The sequence below is a fragment of the Methanosarcina sp. 1.H.T.1A.1 genome (assembly GCF_000979295.1).
Classification (GTDB): Archaea; Halobacteriota; Methanosarcinia; order Methanosarcinales; family Methanosarcinaceae; genus Methanosarcina.
In genome coordinates this window covers 25205-42941 of the sequence record NZ_JJQY01000095.1, presented here as the reverse complement: position 1 = coordinate 42941, position 17737 = coordinate 25205, and the positions used below count along the sequence as shown (strand labels likewise).

Genomic DNA, 17737 nt, shown 5'->3' with positions numbered 1-17737 from the left:
GAACGTGGAGTTCAGGCGAAGCTGGAAAGTACATTTGAACTCCATAATTGACTTTTAACAGACTCTATATAAGTTTTCTAGCCAGATCATCAAACTGACAGGCTTCACATAATTTTCGAGTATGTAATCGACCCTCTAATTTATGATAGTTTGAGACTCTGGTCAGAAAACTTATAAGGTAATAGCTACCACAGCTGTTTTCCGCGGATAAAAAAGAATGGTCACCAGTCTTCGGGTATTTACGTCGATATTCAAACCAAAATCTGAAATCCAGGTAACTACATGCCGGATCGTCTGTATTAAGGATTGAAAATTAAAGATAAAAAAGAAGTGATTTGCGGCGGAGAGTGTATATAAATTGGAGTGGATTTTGGGGGAGAGAGGCCGCACTCACTGTATTACCTTTATTCCAGCAGGGTCCTGGGATTAATAAAACCACTCCTCAGCATATGGTCGGCAAGCACAAGGGCAACCATGGCTTCGGCAACCGGCACCATGCGCGGAGGAATCGTGGGATCGTGACGCCCTTTGATTGCAATTTCGGCATTTTCATTAGTTGAGAGGTCAACGGTTTGCTGAAGTTTACTTATGGAAGGAGTGGGCTTTACTGCTGCACGGCAGACGATGTCCAGGCCCGATGAGATTCCTCCGAGGATGCCGCCTGCGTTGTTGCTCGAACAGGTAATTTTTCCGTCTTCCATGCGGAAGGAATCGTTCATTTCACTTCCGCGCATGCGGGCGGCCTCAAATCCGGCTCCGATTTCAAAGCCTTTGACTGCAGGGATGCTCACAAGGGCTTTTGCAAGGTCCGCATCCAGCCTGTCAAATACCGGTTCTCCGAGACCTGCAGGCACGCCTTTTGCAATAACCTCGACAATTCCGCCGACGCTATCTCCTTCCTGCCGCAGGGCTGCAACTTTTTCAAGCATATTTTCAGCAGCTTCAAGGTCGGCACAACGCACAGGGGTTTTTTCCACGTTTTTGAGGATTTCTTCAAAAGACAGGGGTTTTGCCCGGATTCCGCCAAGTTCCAGCACATGCCCGGCAATCCGGATTCCGTAATGGGAAAGCAAAAGTTTTGCAAGAGCCCCGCCTGCAACCCTGCCTATTGTTTCCCGCGCTGAAGACCTGCCTCCCCCGCGGTGGTCCCTTATTCCGTAACGGGCCATGTACGTAAAATCGGCATGGCCGGGGCGGGGAGTGTCTTTGATAGCATCATAAGAAGAAGACCTGGCATCAGAATTCCAGACCAGCATGGAGATGGGAGTCCCTGTGCTCATGCCTTCAAAAATTCCTGAAAGTATCTCCACCCTGTCAGCCTCGCTTCTGGGAGTGGAAACCTCACTCTGCCCGGGGCGCCGTCTGTCCAGTTCTTTCTGGATATCGGCTTCGGAGAAAGGAAGACCTGCAGGCAGCCCGTCAACCACGACACCTACAGCCCTGCCGTGGGACTCTCCCCAGGTCGTGATTTGAAACATCTGCCCGAAAACGTTTCCAGCCATGCATCTTAACTGGTTTTTTTGCTATTTGATTCTTGGGGTAAGGCAGGTTCAAGGTGTACAACCACATCAGTAACGTCTTTGTACTCAACCTTCAGCATTTTGCTTACCCTGTGAGCGATAAGGTGTGCATCTTCAAGAGGCATGTCAGACCGCACAAGCACATGCATATCTATCCGGATATCGCCCATGCCTCCACGAGTCCGGATTTTGTGGCAGCCGAGTACCCCCTCAATTCCTAAAACAAGGTTGCAGATCTCTTCTTCCTCAAGTCGGGACATGTCAAGCAGAACCTTTGAACTCTCTTTCATAATCCTGAACCCGGCCCTGAAGATAAGGAAAGAAATCAGAAGAGCTATTACAGGATCAAGCAGAGGAAAACCTGACCGTATCGCAACCAGGCTTACTATAACCGAGAAAGAGACATAGATATCACTTTTAGTGTGCATGGAGTCTGCAATAAGTACCGAGCTGCTCAAAGCTACCCCTTGCCCATGTTCGTAGCGAGTGACCAGGTAGTTCACACCCATTGTCCCGAGCATAATGATAAAGCTCAGGGCTGTTACCCCGGGAGTGCTCCGTACAAGAAAACGGTCCAGAGCATTCTGGAAGATCTCAAACCCGACAAACAGAAGCAAGACAGCTATAAAAATCGAAGCAACTGTTTCGTACTTCTGGTGGCCGTAGGGATGTTCCCTGTCAGGAGGACGGGATGCAATAAAAATTCCCACCAGACCCACAATATTGGATACCCCGTCAAAAAGGGAATGATATCCGTCCGCAGTCATGCTTAAGGTGCCGGTTAATTTCCCGTAAATGATTTTAGCAAAAGCTACGGCAAGGTTCAGGAAAAGTACAAGAACAAGAACTTGCTGGACTTTTTTGAACCTATGCATCACCAGATGGCACCCCCAGATGTGAACTGCAAAACACAGGAATACGGAACGACAGAAACAAAAGGTTTAGTATAGCCGGAAGACGCTGTTGTTAGATAGTAACTTACGTTTTATATTATAATATTCTGCTGTCCCGAACTAGCAAACCAGAAAAATGTAAAAAAGAAATCAAAGTAGAAAAGAAATCAAAGTGGAAAAGAAATTAAAAGTGGAAAAGAAATCGGAAGTAAAAAAGAAATCAAAGTGGAAAAGAAATAAAAGTGGAAAAGAAATCGGAAGTGGAAAAGAAATTAGAAGTGGAAAAGAAAAGGTGTTTTAGCACCCTGAGCCTGTCCACAACATATAGGCTTCAACTATTTCCTGCCCTTCGAGGAAGACAAGCCCGTGTTCTTTGCCATATTCTTTTGATTTTTCTTTTGAAAGGGCTTTCCCACTAACGTCATCCAGCATCTCGCAGACAACCATTGCAGGGGTAATTCCTGCCATTCTGGCGAGGGCAACTGAAAGCTCTGTCTGGCCCATGCGTTCATCGAGAAGCCCTTCGGCAGCCCGGAGGAGAGCCACATGCCCGGGAGTCCGGAACTCGTTTCCAAACCGGACTCCGTTTCCGGAGAGGGAGTTTTCCGTGATTTCCCCGATTTTTCTGATTGTAAGGGCTCTTTCAAGATCAGGGATTCCTGTTCTTGTATCCCTGTGGTTGACCCAGATGGAAAAAGAGGAATGTGAATCGTACTTAAGGTCCCCGTCTTTTTCAACAACTTCTCCGAGGGATTCACTTGTTTTACTGGCTTCCCGGACAATGTCTGCCATAAAAGGCAGCCTGAGCTGTTTTGATGCCACAGGATCTACTGCCACACAGATAAGCCCTCCTGCGTCTTTCCGCATCCACTTAACGTCTGTGTAAGTGACAGCCTTTGCAGGGATCACAAGATCTGTTTCTCCTTCCCTGGAGTCCGAGTCATAGATCTGAATCATTTTTCCGTCACGCAGGGCTTCCAGTGCCCTGTTGATGTTCTCATTACTATACTTCAGGCATTCGCATACTGTACTCTCGCTCATTCCTGTCCCTCCATACCCTGCTTTTTTACCCGTGTCACAATTCTATCTCCGTCTTTCAATTTCAGGGCATCCCTGAGTTTTACCGGTGCAATAATCTCAATTAAATCCGATGGGTAGTGCGTCCTGTCAGGAACGACCACAGCAGCTTCTATGCCCTCTACTTTGAGAGGATAACAATTCCCGCCTCCGAAAGTGCGTTCTCCATCATTAAAACCTTCTATCCGGACTGCGGGCATTTCTAGCAACCTGTTTCGAAGAGCCGAGCTGTTTTCAGAAAGCTGCACGTTCAGAGTACCCGGGAAAGGTACAAAATGCAGTTTTTCTTCAAATTGCTTCCTGTATCCGGGGATGTTTATATAGTACTGACCTTCACCAAGACCTTTAAGCACATTTCCTTCAAGTTCCAGGGTATCAGGCTCTGAGGAAAAGATCCTGTTGTATTCAACGTATTCGTTCTTTAGGATTTCAATCCCTTTTTCGGTCATTTTTATCAACTGGCCACCGGGGACTATCTTTCTTTCAATTAACCGCTCTTCTTCCATCTGCTTTAGCTTTCTTGCTGCGGTTTTAGAGCTGTCCCCCGTATGCTTGTGAAACTCACTCGAAGAGACCTTAACATTTTTGTTTACTGCCCCTCTGAGGGCAAGTTTCTTCAGGTATTCAATGTCCGGCACTGTCGGCACCCTTATTGCCTTAATTTTGAGATGCGTCTCAATTATGAGATGTAAGACTACGCATTTCATTATAATAAAACTTTTGATATCAGGCAGGACGGGAGGATAAAGGAATCAGTATTCCGAATGGTAATATAAAAAGTTTTATGAACCAACTAAGTAGAATAGAGAGAATTGGAAAACATACCTGCCATGACACAGCAGATCAATATCGAATGCCACTCATGTTCACCTGAGGAATCACACACTACTGGCATTTCAAGCTTCTTTCCCATGCGTCGAGCGCCTCTTGAGCCCACCTGTGTACGGCAAATACAAAAAAATCATTAACCGGGCTGGAAAAACCTTGAATCCGGAATAATAACCATGAAGCTAGAGATGGGCTGATTTCCAGGATAATAGATAGTAATTTCCAGGATAATGGATAGTAAAAGGATAACAACGTTCCAGGCTCAGGGTTTAAATTCAGGAGCCATTTGCTTTTTTACTCTATTATCTTTATCTCGAATTTATTTTTAATGGGGCTTTTTTATGTCCGAACTTCTCCTGCAAGATACCTTCAGAAGAAAACATCACCGGAGAAGTTAAGTATTTAGTATTTTGAATCCATCTACTGATTAGACTATGATAAGAGAAATTGATATTGAGTGCCCCTCCTGTTCCCCGCAAGAGGAAGTTGGACATGAAGTTCTGAAAGAAGGACAGAGCCCGCTTGTCCGCTGTATGAAGTGCGGCCAGGTGCATCCTGCAAAGATTAAAACCCCGAAAAACATCAGCGTGAGGGTCATTGTCAGCAAGATGGATACCTCAAATACCTTCAAAACCGATCTGGATTCCGAGACTGTTCTTGAGGTGGATGACGAGCTGATTGTTGACGATGAAGAGACGGGAATGGTATGCCCTATCCTGATCACCTCCCTTGAAGCAGGAGGGAAACGTGTCAATGCAGGCATTGCAGAAGAAATAGAGACAGTGTGGGGAAGGGCAATTGATGAGATAACTGTAAAATTCTCCGTACAGCAAGGAACTGAAAAAACGGAAGTAATGGAAAAACGCGTTCCCGGAGACTATGAATTTGTAGTGGGAGCAGAGGAGAAAGTTGGAAACACCAGGATTTTCATCACCAAAATCAAGGTCAGAGACGGGCTGTTCAGGTCAAGGAGAGACGACGTTGTACTTGCAAAATATGTAAAACGTATATTTGCCAAAAAGAAAAGAGAAGGATCAATTCAGGGTGGGAGCAGAAGAGGACCGTGGTAAAGAAAACCACATCGAAAAAAAGGGAGTAAGAAAACAGGACGAAGACCAGGAAGAACTGCATAAACTCGAAGAGATGCGAGAGCACCTCATAAGAGGGCTTGAGATCCATGGAACAGGAAGAAAAGTCCTCAAAGCCATGCTCAAGGTCCCAAGGCATATATTTGTCCCGGAATACGCGAAAAAGGGGGCTTACATTGATACGCCTCTGAATATCGGCTTCGGGCAAACTATCTCTGCCCCTCATATGGTTGCCATTATGTGTGATCTCCTTGAGCTTTCGGAAGGGCTAAAGGTCCTGGAAATAGGGGCGGGGTCAGGATATCATGCAGCAGTAATGGGGGAACTTGTAGGGAGAAAGGGGCATGTATACACTGTTGAGCGCATAGAGCCCCTTGTGAATTTTGCAAGGGAGAACCTGAAAAAAGCCGGCTACGAAAACGTTACCGTACTGCTTGAAGACGGATCTGTGGGCTATTCCAGCTATTCTCCTTATGACAGGATAGTTGTAACATGCGCAGCTCCTGACATCCCTGAGCCTCTACTGGAGCAATTGAAACCCGGAGGAATAATGGTAATTCCTGTAGGGGAATATGTCCAGGAGCTTATCAGAATTAAAAAAGATAGCGAAGGCAATATACACAAAGAGAAAAGAGGGGGAGTTATTTTCGTGCCTTTGATAGGCAAATACGGGTTTTAAAAGAACCGGGAGTATGACGCAGATAGAAGAAGTTGGAAATCCACGCCTTTTAATCAATAAAATAAAAGTTAGGGATGGGGTATTCAGGTCCAGAAAAGCGACGTTGTGCTTGCAAAACAAGTAAACAAAATTATCAGAAAGAAGGAGGATGATTTTGGTCAACGCGATTTCCGAAAAGGACTATGGTAAGGATAACAAGAGAAGAACAAAAGAAGAAAAAGAAGAAAAAGAATTCGAAGAGCTTCGCAAGCTCCTTGTAGAAAGGCTTGAAGGTATCGTACTGGAAAAAAATGTGCTCAAGGCCATGCTCCGTGTTCCCAGACACAGGTTTGTTCCGGAATATGAGCAAAGGGCAGCTTATACGGACAGACCTCTAGAAATCAGCCACGGGCAAACAATATCCGCCCCTCATATGGTTGCTATTATGTGTGAAATCCTGGAGCTGTCTGAAGGGCATAAAGTCCTGGAAATTGGGGCAGGTTCCGGATATAATGCTGCAGTGATGGCAGAGCTCATAGGAAAAACCGGACGTATATACACTGTGGAGCGCATAAAACCTCTTGTAAATTTTGCAATGAAGAACCTGGAAGAAACGGGGTACGATAATGTTACAGTATTACTTGAGAATGGATCAATAGGTTATCCCCGGTATGCACCTTATGACAGGATAGTTGTAACATGCGCAGCGCCCTCTATCCCTAAGACTCTGCTGGAACAGTTGAAACCCGGGGGGATAATGGTAATTCCTGTAGGGGATTATTTCCAGGAACTTATCAGGATTAAAAAAGATAGCAATGGCAATATACATAAGAAAAGAAAAGGTGAGGTTACCTTCGTGCCTATGCTCGGAAAACATGGTTTCCCAAAAAATTAAGAACGTGATAATTTGGCATTAGAAAAAAGTCTGAAGCAAGGCTATAAGCATCTCCTTTAATAAATTAAAAAAAATTAAATAAGGTATTAATATATGTGAAATTAACTACTTGATATGGACATCGATAATTACGAGGATTTTGAAGAAATTCATGTCAAAGATGTCTATATAGTCGATGTTTTCAGTGACCCTACTCCGGTAGTACTGCTTGAGAATTTAAAAGGCGAGATGCTTCCCATATATATTGGGCATCTGGAAGCCCTTTCAATAGGAAACGTACTTAAAAATATCTCTCCTCCTCGCCCGATGGCTCATGACCTCATGGTTAATATTTTTGACCGTATGGAAATAAAGGTAGAGGGCGTAATGATCGATGATAAGGTGGATAAAGTCTATTATGCCCGCCTCCTGATAAGAAAGGACAATAACATAATGCAATTCGATGCAAGACCAAGTGACTGTATTGCCCTCGCCCTCAGGGTGGGAGCCCCGATCAGAATTAGAAAGAAAGTGCTGGAATGTTCCGAAATAGAGATGTCCAGACTTGAAGGCGCACGTGTGATGAATATTTTTGGCTGAATCAGCAGAGTTGCGGCTCTGCAGTGCGCTGTCCTTTTCGCTCGCTTCGCTCGCTCAAGAGGACTACTTGATGGGTTTTGGCATTTCACATCTGTTTATTCTGCTTTTTTGCAGGGCCTCCAGACCGGCTGGTGGAGGTACTGATGTTTACTTGAATTAAAACACGGTTTCTGAGGTAAAGGAAAGTGTTCTCTCAGTCCGGGGGCATTTATCCAATGTATTTTTATCTCTCTTAATCGCGTTGTCGGTTTTTAGGTCGCTTTTTATCTGGTTGGCAGGTCGGCCCAGGTCCTTGCGGCGCAGGGAGAGAAAACGGAAGATCTTCTCCCGGACTCTGGAATATATCAACCAGTTAATGAGGGACCACCAGATTATTCCATCTCTACTTATTCTGACAGCCTGCTGCCCTCAGGACTTCTACCGCTTAATTTCAATAAGCTTTTAATAACAGTTAACTTCAATATCCCTTGATGCTCACCAAAAGAATCATACCATGCCTTGATGTGACCCTTGACAGGGCAGGCGGCTGTGTAGTCAAGGGTGTGGAGTTTGTGGACCTGAAAGAGGCCGGAGACCCTGTGGAACTCGCCAAGCGCTATAATGAAGACGGCGCAGACGAACTTGTTTTCCTGGATATCACAGCTTCAGCTCACGGCAGGGGAACCATGATCGATGTGATCGAAAGGACCGCAGATGAGGTTTTTATCCCTCTCACAGTTGGAGGCGGGATCAGTTCAATTAACGCTATCCGCCAGATCCTGAGGGCAGGCGCTGATAAGGTTTCGGTCAACACCTCGGCAATAAAAAACCCTGATTTTATAAAAGAGTCCTCTGACATATTCGGAGCCCAGTGTATTGTTACTGCGATTGACTGCAGGCGAAATACAGACATAAAGAACAATCCCGGCAAAACCATCCTGGAACTTGAAGATGGGACCCCCGCCTGGTATGAAGTGGTAATTTACGGAGGCAGGGAAGCTACGGGGATTGATGCCGTGCAGTGGGCAAGAAGAGCAGAAGAACTGGGTTCAGGAGAAATCCTGCTTACAAGTATGGACCGGGACGGGACCTGCGCTGGCTACGATATCCCCATTACAAGAAAGCTCTCCGAAGAACTGGATGTCCCAATCATCGCCTCTGGCGGAGTTGGAAACCCACAGCATATCTATGAAGGGTTTTCCAAAGGAAAAGCCGATGCAGCCCTTGCAGCAAGCATTTTCCACTTCAGTGAATATTCAATACGAGAAGTAAAAGAGTACCTGAGAGAGCGGGAAATCCCTGTAAGGCTCTGAATGCTGGAAAAAATTGAGGATGATGCCCTTCAGAAGAGCCTGGCATCCATAATCCTTAATTTTCAAGGGATCTATTTTTCCAGGAGATCTATTTTCCAGGGCGTTACTTCACCCAGAGCATTACGGCATCAAGAGCCTCTATTACCTCAGCGATTCTTCCTTCTATAATATATTTACTTCCAGATATTTTGAGATACTTTTTTATTTATTAGAGGCAATCTCTTATCTGGAATTTTTATCTGAATTCTTATCGGGGTAATCGAAGATGTCAGAAACAGAAACTATGAAAACTCTTGAAGGGTTGCAGTTGAAGATCCTGAACAACACCGGTGAGGACTTTGTGCTTCAGGCTCAGAAAATTGAGAAGGGGAAGTACAAAAAAGGCCACTTTGCTCCAGAAAAAATCGGGTCTTATGAAGAAAAGACCTTTGAGCTTATTGCATGCGAGGGAAGCTGTGAGGGTGGAGCGGATATTGAAGGCTGGATTAAATACGGGATAGGGTGCTCAGAGGGATACTTCAAGGTACACTTTAAGCACATGGGAAAGGAAGACAAAGTCAACTATTCCTGCGAATCCCACATGCATGATGGAAAAATACTCTGCGAAACCTCAAAAGATAAGAAAAACAACAGGATTATGACCTGGATAATTGGGCCAAAAGCATAACCCGGAAAAACATTATATCGGGTTTTGTCCGTTAGCTCTTTAATAATCTACTCCCCCCTTTTATAATTTTTAAAACAGTATTACCGATTGGTTTTAAGGTGTTTTAGAGGAATTGCTTCCTGAGCAGTTATCAGCTTGCAGGAAGGAATATTTCCGCACTTTTTGATTTTCAGTTTTATGTTTTCCAAAAAGGATGCCAAAGCTTAATTAAGAGCATACTCTGTAATCCCATTTGATGAAGCCTGCAAAACCTGAACTGCTGGCACCGGCCGGCGGCATGGAAGCCCTTACGGCAGCTGTAGAAAACGGAGCTGATGCTGCATACATAGGAGCCAGGGCTTTTAGCGCCCGGGGATATGCATCTAATTTTTCAGAGGAAGAGCTTGAAAAAGCTATTGATTATGCCCATCTAAGGGGCGTAAAAATCTACGTAACCGTAAACACCCTGCTCAAGGAAGGGGAAATGGAAAGTGCTCTTATACTGCTTTCCCGCCTGAGAGAAATGGGAACAGATGCAATTATCATTCAGGATCTTGGACTTATTTCCCTTTCCCGGAAATACCTGCCTGACCTTCCCCTGCATGCAAGCACGCAGATGACTCTGCATAACAGTGAAGGGGTTGCTTTTGTAAAGGAGCTGGGAATCGAAAGAGTTGTACTCTCACGGGAAGTTTCACTTGAAGATATAAATAAGATAAAAGAAAAAAATGATGTAGAGATAGAGGTTTTCGTACACGGAGCCCTCTGCATTTCCTATTCAGGCCAGTGCCTCATGAGCAGTCTTATAGGGGGAAGAAGCGGAAACAGGGGATACTGCGCCCAGCCGTGCCGCAAAAAGTACAGGCTGTACTGTGCAGGAAAGCAGGTTAAAACCAGTGGCAGTTATCTTTTAAGCCCTAAGGACCTTAACACGACCTCAGGCCTTGGAGCCCTTATAGAAGCCGGGATCGAGTCTTTCAAAATTGAGGGCAGGATGAAAAGGCCGGAATATGTTGCAGGAGTTGTCAGGATCTACCACCGCCTGATTGACAGGTACCTGAAAAACCCTGCCGGTTATTCGGTTTCCGAAGAGGAGCAGGAGACCCTTACCCAGCTATTTAACCGCGGCTTTACCTCAGGCTACTTTTTTGGAAACCCGCGTGAAAAACTTATGAGCCGGGAAAACCCCCACAACCGCGGGATTCCCGCAGGCAAGGTTGTCAGCTATGACACGCGCACAAAGCGTATTCGCATAAAACTTTCAAACTCCCTCCGCCTGGGAGACGGGATAATGGTCGAAAATGCCGAGACCAGGCCTGAAGATAAAGGAAAAATCATATCCTCGATGTATACTGAAAGGGGCCCTGTATACAATGCGGGGAAAGGAGAAGTCATAGAGATCTCCTTTGATTCAAGAGCGCCATCAGGAAGCACGGTTTACAGGACACATGACAAGAAACTTATGGATTCCCTTAAAAAAGAAAGCGAATTCGGAGCCCTGAGGCCTAAGATCCCCTTACTTATCACAGCAACCATTGCCCCGGGAAAACCTGCCAGGCTCGAAATAAAAGACAGCGATTCAAATGTAGTGGCAGTTGAATCCGAATATCTGGTCGAGAAGGCAGAAAAGGTGCCAACCTCAAAAGCCCAGATAGAAAAACAGCTCACCAAGCTTGGAAATACTCTTTTTGAGGCAGCCGAACTTAATGTGAATGTAGAAGGGGATATTTTTATTCCCGTTGGGCAACTGAACGACTTGAGGACAAAAGCGGTCTTGCAGCTTGAAAACCTGCGCGTATCAAAGTGGAAGCGTGCGCCTCTAGAAAATCTGCAGCTCCCTGTATTTGGAGAAAAAAAGGCAACGGAAATAGAGGAAAACGGGAAACCAGGGGAAACAGAGAAAAGAAAGGAAACGCGGGAGATAGAGGAAATAAAAACCCAAAAACTTCCGGGAAAGCCCTTGCTTTCAGTTGCCGTGTATTCCTCTGAAGGGCTTGAAGGAGCTCTTGCAGGCGGAGCAGACTGTGTTTACTTCGGAGAGGGACTTTATAGAAGGCCGAAAGCAGCCGGAAAAGAGAAAAACTCCGACGGAGAGGAGGCTTCCGGCAGGAGTCTTGAATCTATTTTTGAAAGCGCTGTTCTGAAAGCCAGAGCTGCAGGCAGTAAAATCTATTTTAATACTCCTAAAATAGTGAAGGACTACGAGATGAAACCGGTGGAAGAACTTCTCTCCCATGTGGAAAAGTTCGGAGCTGACGGGGTCCTTGTTTCAAACCTCGGGACGTTTAACCTCGCAAAAGAAAAAAAAGTTCCATGTATTGCAGACAGTCCCATGAATATCTATAACGGCTATACCTTTGCCCTCCTTTTACAGAAAGGAGCAGAAATGGCGGTAATTTCTCCCGAATTAACGCTTGACGAGCTCAAAGAAGTAGCTGCTTACGGACCTGCCGAATGCATTATCCACGGCCGCCTCGAACTGATGGAATCCGAACACTGCCTTGCAGGAGGGCTGCTCGGGAAAGATGGAAATCAATGCAGCGCACCCTGTACCTCAGGGAACTTTAAGCTGGTAGATGAAAAGAATTACGAATTTCCCCTGCTCATGGACTACCAGTGCAGGACTCACCTCCTGAACTCAAGGTCCCTCTGCATGCTGGAATATGTCCCGGCACTTATCGAAAGTGGTGTTTCAAGCCTGAGAATCGAGACTCTCGGAATGGACAATCCAGAAGAAATCAGGAGAATTACAGGGAAATACAGGAAAGCAATTGACGCATTTTGTGAGACCGGAGAGAGGGCAAAGGAAAAATGTGAGGATCTCGGGAAAGGTTTTACCACAGGGCATTACTTCAGAGGCGTACAGTAAGAGAACCGAAACAGAAAAAACAGACAAAAAAGAGCGGCAAGAGATAGAAGAGAAAAAAGGATGATCGGATAATGGAAAAAAAGACAGTAGCAGAACGGCAGAACCCGAAAATATTCCTGTCAGGCTCGATCCGGGGAGGAAGACAGCTTCTTGAGACATACCGGTTTATGTACGACGCCCTCGAAGAAGCAGGAGCTGAAGTACTCACCTGGCATGTTGCAGACCCCGAGCTGGAAGAAAACGAATCAAAAATGACTGAACAGGAAATCTATGCCAGAGATATTGGTTTGCTTGCAAAAAGTGATGCGCTGATTGCAGAAGTGACAGTACCGTCCACGGGTGTAGGCTATGAAATATGCAGGGCGCTTATCCGGAAAATTCCTGTACTCTGCCTGCACAGGTCCGATGCGGCAGTCTCTTCAATGGTGCTCGGGAATCCTGAGCCTTCACTGGAGGTACAGACTTATTCAAACGAGGCAGCACTTAATGAAATTATTGTTAAATTTGTCCGGGCTCTCTAAGGAAAAATGCCGTAAAATAGTGTTCTGTCCTCAAATAAAAAAGATAAGAGGCCATTTTCGAGTATATCTGACACAAATATCCAAAAAGACACAACTGGTTCATAAAACTCAATGATAAATATAAATAATTTGAACTCTATGTATAATCTATGGTAGTTGGAGTTCCCGAAATATCAGTATTAATTCTGGCAGCTGTAGTGGCATTTGTGCTGTACAAAGTCCTCAAGACTGCCACCGGCCTTGCAATAAATGCAGCACTTGGGATCTTAACCCTGATCGTAGCAAAGTTTTTGTTAGGACTTGAAATCGCAATCACCTGGGTAGCAGTCCTGGTCTGCGCAATAGGAGGAATTTTCGGAGCCCTTGTAATAATCGTGCTTAATTACCTGAAGTTAGCTTTTGTATGAAAAAATAAAATATTCAGGTTGTTTTTAAAGTTGTATAGAGGGTCTGAAACGGCAAAAAACAGATGAGTAGGAAGATTCAGAAAAAATCTGAATTAAATTCAAAGTTTCCGGAAAACTCCCCTGACCATGTGCCGTTGATAAGATTCCCCTCTAAAAGTTTTCTCTTTTATTACATTTTCCAGTTCAAGAACTTCAAACCCGCAAAAAAGTTTCTTTACTTCTTCTTCAGTAAAATAATGGTAAATTATCCCATTTTGCCGGGCAAAAGTTTTTTCTTCAAATGGGCTTGAAGGCTCCCCTCCGCAGCGCATATCTTCATAGCCGAAAGCCTCGAAAAAAATAAAACCGCCACAGCAGAGAAGGCGGGAGAATTCCCTGACAGCAGCTTCCCGCTCTTCTTTAAAAAGATGCTGGAGCACCCCGTAACAGAGAATTCCGTCAAATGACCCGGATTTGAAAGGAAGGGCATGCACACTTGCCCCAAGATGTTCTGCAAACCTGCCACTTCTTGCAAGCTGTGAGCGGGAACTTCCAAGGGCAGTTAAAGAGATATCAGCTCCAATCGCGGTGTAGTGCCTTGAAAGCTCCCCAAGGTACCTTCCGTTCCCTGAGCCTGCATCCAGAACTCTCACTTCTGGCGCAAGATAAGCCTGCAAACTCCGAATAGACGCAGGGCCCCCCCATTTGAGATGGGCGTATTCTTTATCCCAGGCAAGGAAGTGCTCTTTTGAAGAATCTGTTTTTGAAGAACCTGTTTTTGAAGAGCCTTCTTTTGAAGAGCCAGCAGGTTTTTTCCCCGGTACATCAAGATCCTTTATTTCTGCCGCGCCAGTTATCTCTGTGTCCTTGATGTCCATATCCATTATAACCTGCCCGTTATCTGTTTTCATATTTATCGGTCATTATTCAACTGCGCCTTTCAGGGCTGTATGTTGAAGCTTCCCTGAACCGCTTTATAAGGAATTCCTTCTCAAAAGAGGATAAGAACCAGCCAGCTTTCGGACCCGAGTTCTGCCCGAGAATTGAGGTGTAAATCGCTTTGAAAAGGTCTTTAGGGTCTACCTGCGGGACCGGTTCATTTAACTTTTCTGCGATCAGCCCATTCAGTTCAGAACCTTCATCTTTTGCGGAATAGACCAGCATATGGTATTCCTCTCCGCTGATTGTCTCTCTCGTTTCGATAAGGTCGGCAAAAGCCCCAAGGAAAGATTTCTGGATTTCCGAAAGGGTTGCTGTCTGCACAGGCACCTTTTCTTTTACGCTAAATTTCGCAAACGGAGGGGCATAGAGTTCAAGCCATTTTGAGACATTATCCACAAGTTCCCTGATACACTTTTCATCTTCAATTGAAAAGCCCGAACGCTTTACGATCTTCAGCACCTGCTCGAAATCTCCCCGGGCGACCTGATAGATTGTCACCATCTGCTTGAAAGGAATTTCCGGATGGCAGATACCTGTTGCCCGGGAGAGTTCGTAAATCTTCTTTTCAAAGTCCCCGAGGGAGGGATCATTTTCCCGGAATTTTTCCCTGAGCCGCTCGTATTCGTCCACCATGGTAAGGAGAGGCTGCCCGGGATCGAACTTGATATGTTTTTCAGGTTTTGTACGGATGATAAGGTAGCGAAGGACTTCCGGAGGCACCACCTCAAGCATATCCGAAATCGAGACAACCACTCCCGTAGAAGAAGACATTGCTCCCTGCTTCCCAAGCATTATCCACTCATAGACTATAGGGTAGGGAGGTTCGTGCCCGTAGATTTCCCTTACTATTCGCTTTCCGGTATCATAGGAGCCACCCCTTGAGGCGTGGTCTTTTCCGAATGGTTCCACAGTTACCCCAAGAACAGCCCAGCGGGCAGGCCAGTCCACTCTCCAGGTAAGCTTTCCCCCTCCTGCCATCGGCACCTTCCCGGAGTGCCCGCAGGCACAGACATAGTCTACAGTTTCGGCTTCCAGGTCAAAACCCGTAACCTTCGTGGTCGTGATTTTACCGCATTCGTTACAGCGGGGGTTGAAAGGGCTCCATTCCTCTGCAACTGTTTTTCCCGAAACCTCTTCAAGGATTTTTGCAATTTCATTCCTTTTCACAAGAGCGGACTTTATCGCTTCGGTATACATTCCTGCCCTGTACATTTCGTCTGCCCTGTAAACCTCGGGGTTGATGCCAAGGCGTCTCAGGGCTTCAAGGAAAGGTTTCAGGAAATGCTCGGCATAATTTGCACATTCCCCGCATGGGCAGGGAACCTCGGAAATGGGTTTACCCACATGCTCGGCATAACTTTCAGGAAGGAAAGGGTAAACCTTGCGCAGAGGGTCGTAGTTATCGGCAATGTAGATTAAACGAGCATCTGCCCCTCTGTCAAGGAGTGCCCTGTAAGCAGCATCAGCAGTCACGACCTCCCTCATATTGCCTATATGGATATGTCCGGAAGGAGTGATTCCTGTGGCAACAAGGTGCTTGCCACTCTTATTTAACACGTCTTCGGCTATGAAGTCCGCCCAGTGAATTGTGTCAGCCATGGTTCTCACCAGAATGTCAGATAAACCGTAGAATCAGGTATGAAAACAAGAAATGAGGATCTGTTCATGCATTTACCTGCAGGTTTGGATTTCCTGCATAATTATCGTATCAACGGATAAACTTTGGGCTGGCAATAAAAATCCCTGAAGGCACTCGAGATATTTCCGTATCAGGGCGCAGGGAATCAAAAAAAGGAAAACCGAAATGGATGGAAGAAAGAAAAAGAGAAAGGATGAAGAAAAAGAGAAGGGATGAAGAAAGAAAGAAAGAATCAACTCAGGGAGACAAAAAAGGAAAAAAAGAATGGAGGTTCAAAGGCAAATTATTTCAGGAGTCTACCGAATTATGGAGATTTAAAATGGCACTTTTTTAAGCAAATCAAGTAAATTTGATTTGCTAATAAATAAAAGCACGTATAAATATATAAATATATCGTATCAAGCAGATTACATTACAAAAAAATAAAAATTACAGAACAACCTGACTGAAAACAACCGGAAAGGAAGTCCGGAATTTAAACAATTGTACCCTGAAAGAAAAACTGCAGATCGGAAAACCGAAGAAAACTGACTGCATAAAATAAAAAAGAATAATCGACAATAGAAAAATTAAGAATTGAATGAAAGAAAAACAGGGATTTGAATAAAATTCCAAAAAATAAAATGGAAAAGACGGCAGGGATATATCCCCGGAACACGGGTCAGGAAGGAATCTTCCAGAGCGGTTTCCCGGAGATATTGAAGCATTTTGACGGCTTTTAGCGTTTTTTTGCTTTCTCCCGTTTTTCCATTGCATGGAGGAAGGTACAGGCCGGAGCCTGAACCAGTCCATCTTAAGCAATCTGTTTTCTGAAGAGATCGCAGGAGTTGATCTTGACGTCGAGAAGCTTCTCGATGTTCATCTTTGCTGCAATGCCTTTGGCTGCGCCAGGCACGGAGGTGATGACACCGATGTCAAGCTCTTCACGGAGTTCACGCATGACGTGCTCGTCTGAGAGGTCCATGGTGCTGACTCCGAGCTTCTTTGCGACGTACTCCTTGGCTTCTCCGATCCTCATGTTCTTTGAGAATTCCATCCTTGCGACAAGGTCGCCTGCGGCCCTGATCCCGGTCATACCGGAAGCCATAATGTGGGAAATCGGCATACCCATTGGGTCGCCGACTCCGATCTATATGCCGTCGACGCCGGCAATTTCGACCATTGCCTTGCTTGCCCTTGTAACGGCATCGATTGGAGGAGTCTCAAGCATTGGAATTCCGCCGACACCCATACCCATGTCAACGTGACAGGGGATAGTGGAAACTGCAACAGCTGCCTTCATGAAGGTGACAGCCCTTGCAAGGTTCCAGGCAGAGGTCTGGCTGGTGTTGGTGTTGCACACTGGACCGAAGACGTTTGCGCCTGCCTTTGCGATCAGAGGTGCCTGCTGGTGTGGCCAGAGGCCTGCGAGGGTTGTACCGTCGTACTGCAGGTTGCCGTGCATACCGAGTACACATTCCCCGGCCATTCCGGCTTCGATGTACATGTTCGGGAATTCCTTCCTGAGAGCCTCGATGGCGTGGAGGGTTCCGTACATGTCTGCGTCACCGGCTGCACCGGTGGTGTCAAAGTTTACACCGTCTGCCCCGGAGGCAAAGATTTTCTGCATAACCCATACGGTGTCCCTGGAAAGGTGCTCTGCGGCGTGTTCCATAGAGTCCCATGCTTCCTGAATCTTGAAAGCTTTCATGAGGTCTCCGGGGTTCTCGAAGGGTCCGTCAGGAGTGTAGTACAGCCCCATGTTCGGCATTGCGCCATAGAAGAGAGGGATGACCATGTTCTGCTGGCAGACTTCCATTGCCTGGCACTCGTTTGAAACAACGGGCTTTACAGGCTTGTAGCTGTAGTCGATGTGACCGAGTTCCATGGTGTCGGCACCAAAGGCTCTCTCGTGCATCATGCAG

General features: G+C 45.8%; 17 protein-coding genes and 1 pseudogene. 11 read left to right on the top strand and 7 right to left on the bottom strand.

Annotated features, from left to right (window positions below; translation table 11 throughout):
- Positions 1–404 precede the first annotated feature (404 nt).
- Together aroC and EO95_RS10045 are read right to left on the bottom strand one after the other, a co-directional pair.
- Complete coding sequence (aroC, locus tag EO95_RS10050) at positions 405–1502, bottom strand: chorismate synthase (protein WP_048134411.1); 1098 nt, start codon at positions 1500–1502, stop codon at positions 405–407.
- 5 nt (positions 1503–1507) lie between these two features.
- Positions 1508–2395: a cation diffusion facilitator family transporter gene (locus tag EO95_RS10045; protein WP_048134409.1), complete on the bottom strand. Its 888-nt coding sequence runs from the start codon at positions 2393–2395 to the stop codon at positions 1508–1510.
- Positions 2396–2585: 190 nt separating this feature from the next.
- On the opposite strand from EO95_RS10045, the gene EO95_RS18470 reads away from it, so the two are divergent.
- Positions 2586–2714: a hypothetical protein gene (locus tag EO95_RS18470; protein ID WP_268767900.1), complete on the top strand. Its 129-nt coding sequence runs from the start codon at positions 2586–2588 to the stop codon at positions 2712–2714.
- On the opposite strand, the gene ribB is transcribed toward EO95_RS18470, so the two are convergent.
- Both ribB and EO95_RS10035 read right to left on the bottom strand, forming a co-directional pair.
- The gene (gene ribB, locus EO95_RS10040) at positions 2711–3454 is read right to left on the bottom strand and encodes a 3,4-dihydroxy-2-butanone-4-phosphate synthase (RefSeq protein ID WP_048134407.1); all 744 of its coding nucleotides are present in this window, start codon (positions 3452–3454) and stop codon (positions 2711–2713) included. The two genes, EO95_RS18470 and ribB, sit on opposite strands and share 4 nt — an antisense overlap.
- On the bottom strand, positions 3451–4128 hold the full coding sequence (locus EO95_RS10035; protein WP_048134406.1) for a winged helix-turn-helix domain-containing protein/riboflavin kinase: 678 nt from the start codon (positions 4126–4128) through the stop codon (positions 3451–3453). Before EO95_RS10035 ends, ribB begins: the two co-directional genes overlap by 4 nt.
- A 624-nt stretch (positions 4129–4752) precedes the next feature.
- Between EO95_RS10035 and EO95_RS10030 the strand changes: the two genes are divergently transcribed.
- The 9 genes from EO95_RS10030 to EO95_RS09985 all read left to right on the top strand — a co-directional run bounded on the left by EO95_RS10030 (position 4753) and on the right by EO95_RS09985 (position 13273).
- Positions 4753–5388 (top strand): HVO_0476 family zinc finger protein, encoded by a 636-nt coding sequence (locus EO95_RS10030; RefSeq protein WP_048134404.1) that lies wholly within the window; start codon positions 4753–4755, stop codon positions 5386–5388.
- Positions 5330–6085 carry a protein-L-isoaspartate O-methyltransferase gene (locus EO95_RS10025; RefSeq protein WP_048134402.1) on the top strand — a complete coding sequence of 252 codons (756 nt, stop codon included), beginning with the start codon at positions 5330–5332 and terminating at the stop codon, positions 6083–6085. The genes EO95_RS10030 and EO95_RS10025 overlap by 59 nt, the downstream gene beginning before the upstream one ends.
- Before the next feature lie 148 nt (positions 6086–6233).
- Positions 6234–6959, top strand: a complete 726-nt coding sequence (locus tag EO95_RS10020) for a protein-L-isoaspartate O-methyltransferase (protein ID WP_048134400.1) — start codon at positions 6234–6236, stop codon at positions 6957–6959.
- A 114-nt stretch (positions 6960–7073) separates the two neighbouring features.
- Entirely contained in the window at positions 7074–7538 is a 465-nt protein-coding gene (locus EO95_RS10015; RefSeq protein ID WP_048134398.1) for a bifunctional nuclease family protein, read from the top strand.
- Positions 7539–8008: 470 nt separating this feature from the next.
- Positions 8009–8830 (top strand): imidazole glycerol phosphate synthase subunit HisF, encoded by an 822-nt coding sequence (hisF, locus tag EO95_RS10005; protein WP_048134394.1) that lies wholly within the window; start codon positions 8009–8011, stop codon positions 8828–8830.
- A gap of 265 nt (positions 8831–9095) precedes the next feature.
- Positions 9096–9497, top strand: a complete 402-nt coding sequence (locus EO95_RS10000; RefSeq protein WP_048134392.1) for a hypothetical protein — start codon at positions 9096–9098, stop codon at positions 9495–9497.
- A 235-nt stretch (positions 9498–9732) separates the two neighbouring features.
- The gene (locus EO95_RS09995; RefSeq protein ID WP_048134391.1) at positions 9733–12345 is read left to right on the top strand and encodes a DUF3656 domain-containing protein; all 2613 of its coding nucleotides are present in this window, start codon (positions 9733–9735) and stop codon (positions 12343–12345) included.
- 71 nt (positions 12346–12416) lie between these two features.
- Positions 12417–12866, top strand: coding sequence for a nucleoside 2-deoxyribosyltransferase (locus EO95_RS09990; RefSeq protein WP_048134388.1), 450 nt, complete (start codon positions 12417–12419; stop codon positions 12864–12866).
- Between the two features lie 149 nt (positions 12867–13015).
- On the top strand, positions 13016–13273 hold the full coding sequence (locus tag EO95_RS09985) for a pro-sigmaK processing inhibitor BofA family protein (protein WP_048134386.1): 258 nt from the start codon (positions 13016–13018) through the stop codon (positions 13271–13273).
- Between the two features lie 98 nt (positions 13274–13371).
- Here the strand turns inward: EO95_RS09985 and EO95_RS09980 are convergent, their stop codons facing one another.
- Both EO95_RS09980 and lysS read right to left on the bottom strand, forming a co-directional pair.
- Positions 13372–14163, bottom strand: coding sequence for a class I SAM-dependent methyltransferase (locus tag EO95_RS09980; protein ID WP_235282960.1), 792 nt, complete (start codon positions 14161–14163; stop codon positions 13372–13374).
- Positions 14164–14179: 16 nt separating this feature from the next.
- Entirely contained in the window at positions 14180–15793 is a 1614-nt protein-coding gene (gene lysS, locus EO95_RS09975; RefSeq protein WP_048134384.1) for a lysine--tRNA ligase, read from the bottom strand.
- A 209-nt stretch (positions 15794–16002) separates the two neighbouring features.
- Here lysS and EO95_RS17630 point away from each other — a divergent pair, with 209 nt between their 5' ends.
- A complete protein-coding gene (locus EO95_RS17630; RefSeq protein ID WP_156164037.1) occupies positions 16003–16167 on the top strand; it encodes a hypothetical protein in 165 nt (54 codons plus the stop codon).
- A gap of 459 nt (positions 16168–16626) precedes the next feature.
- Here the strand turns inward: EO95_RS17630 and mtbB are convergent.
- Positions 16627–17700 (bottom strand): annotated as a pseudogene (mtbB, locus tag EO95_RS09970) ([dimethylamine--corrinoid protein] Co-methyltransferase).
- Positions 17701–17737 lie beyond the last annotated feature (37 nt).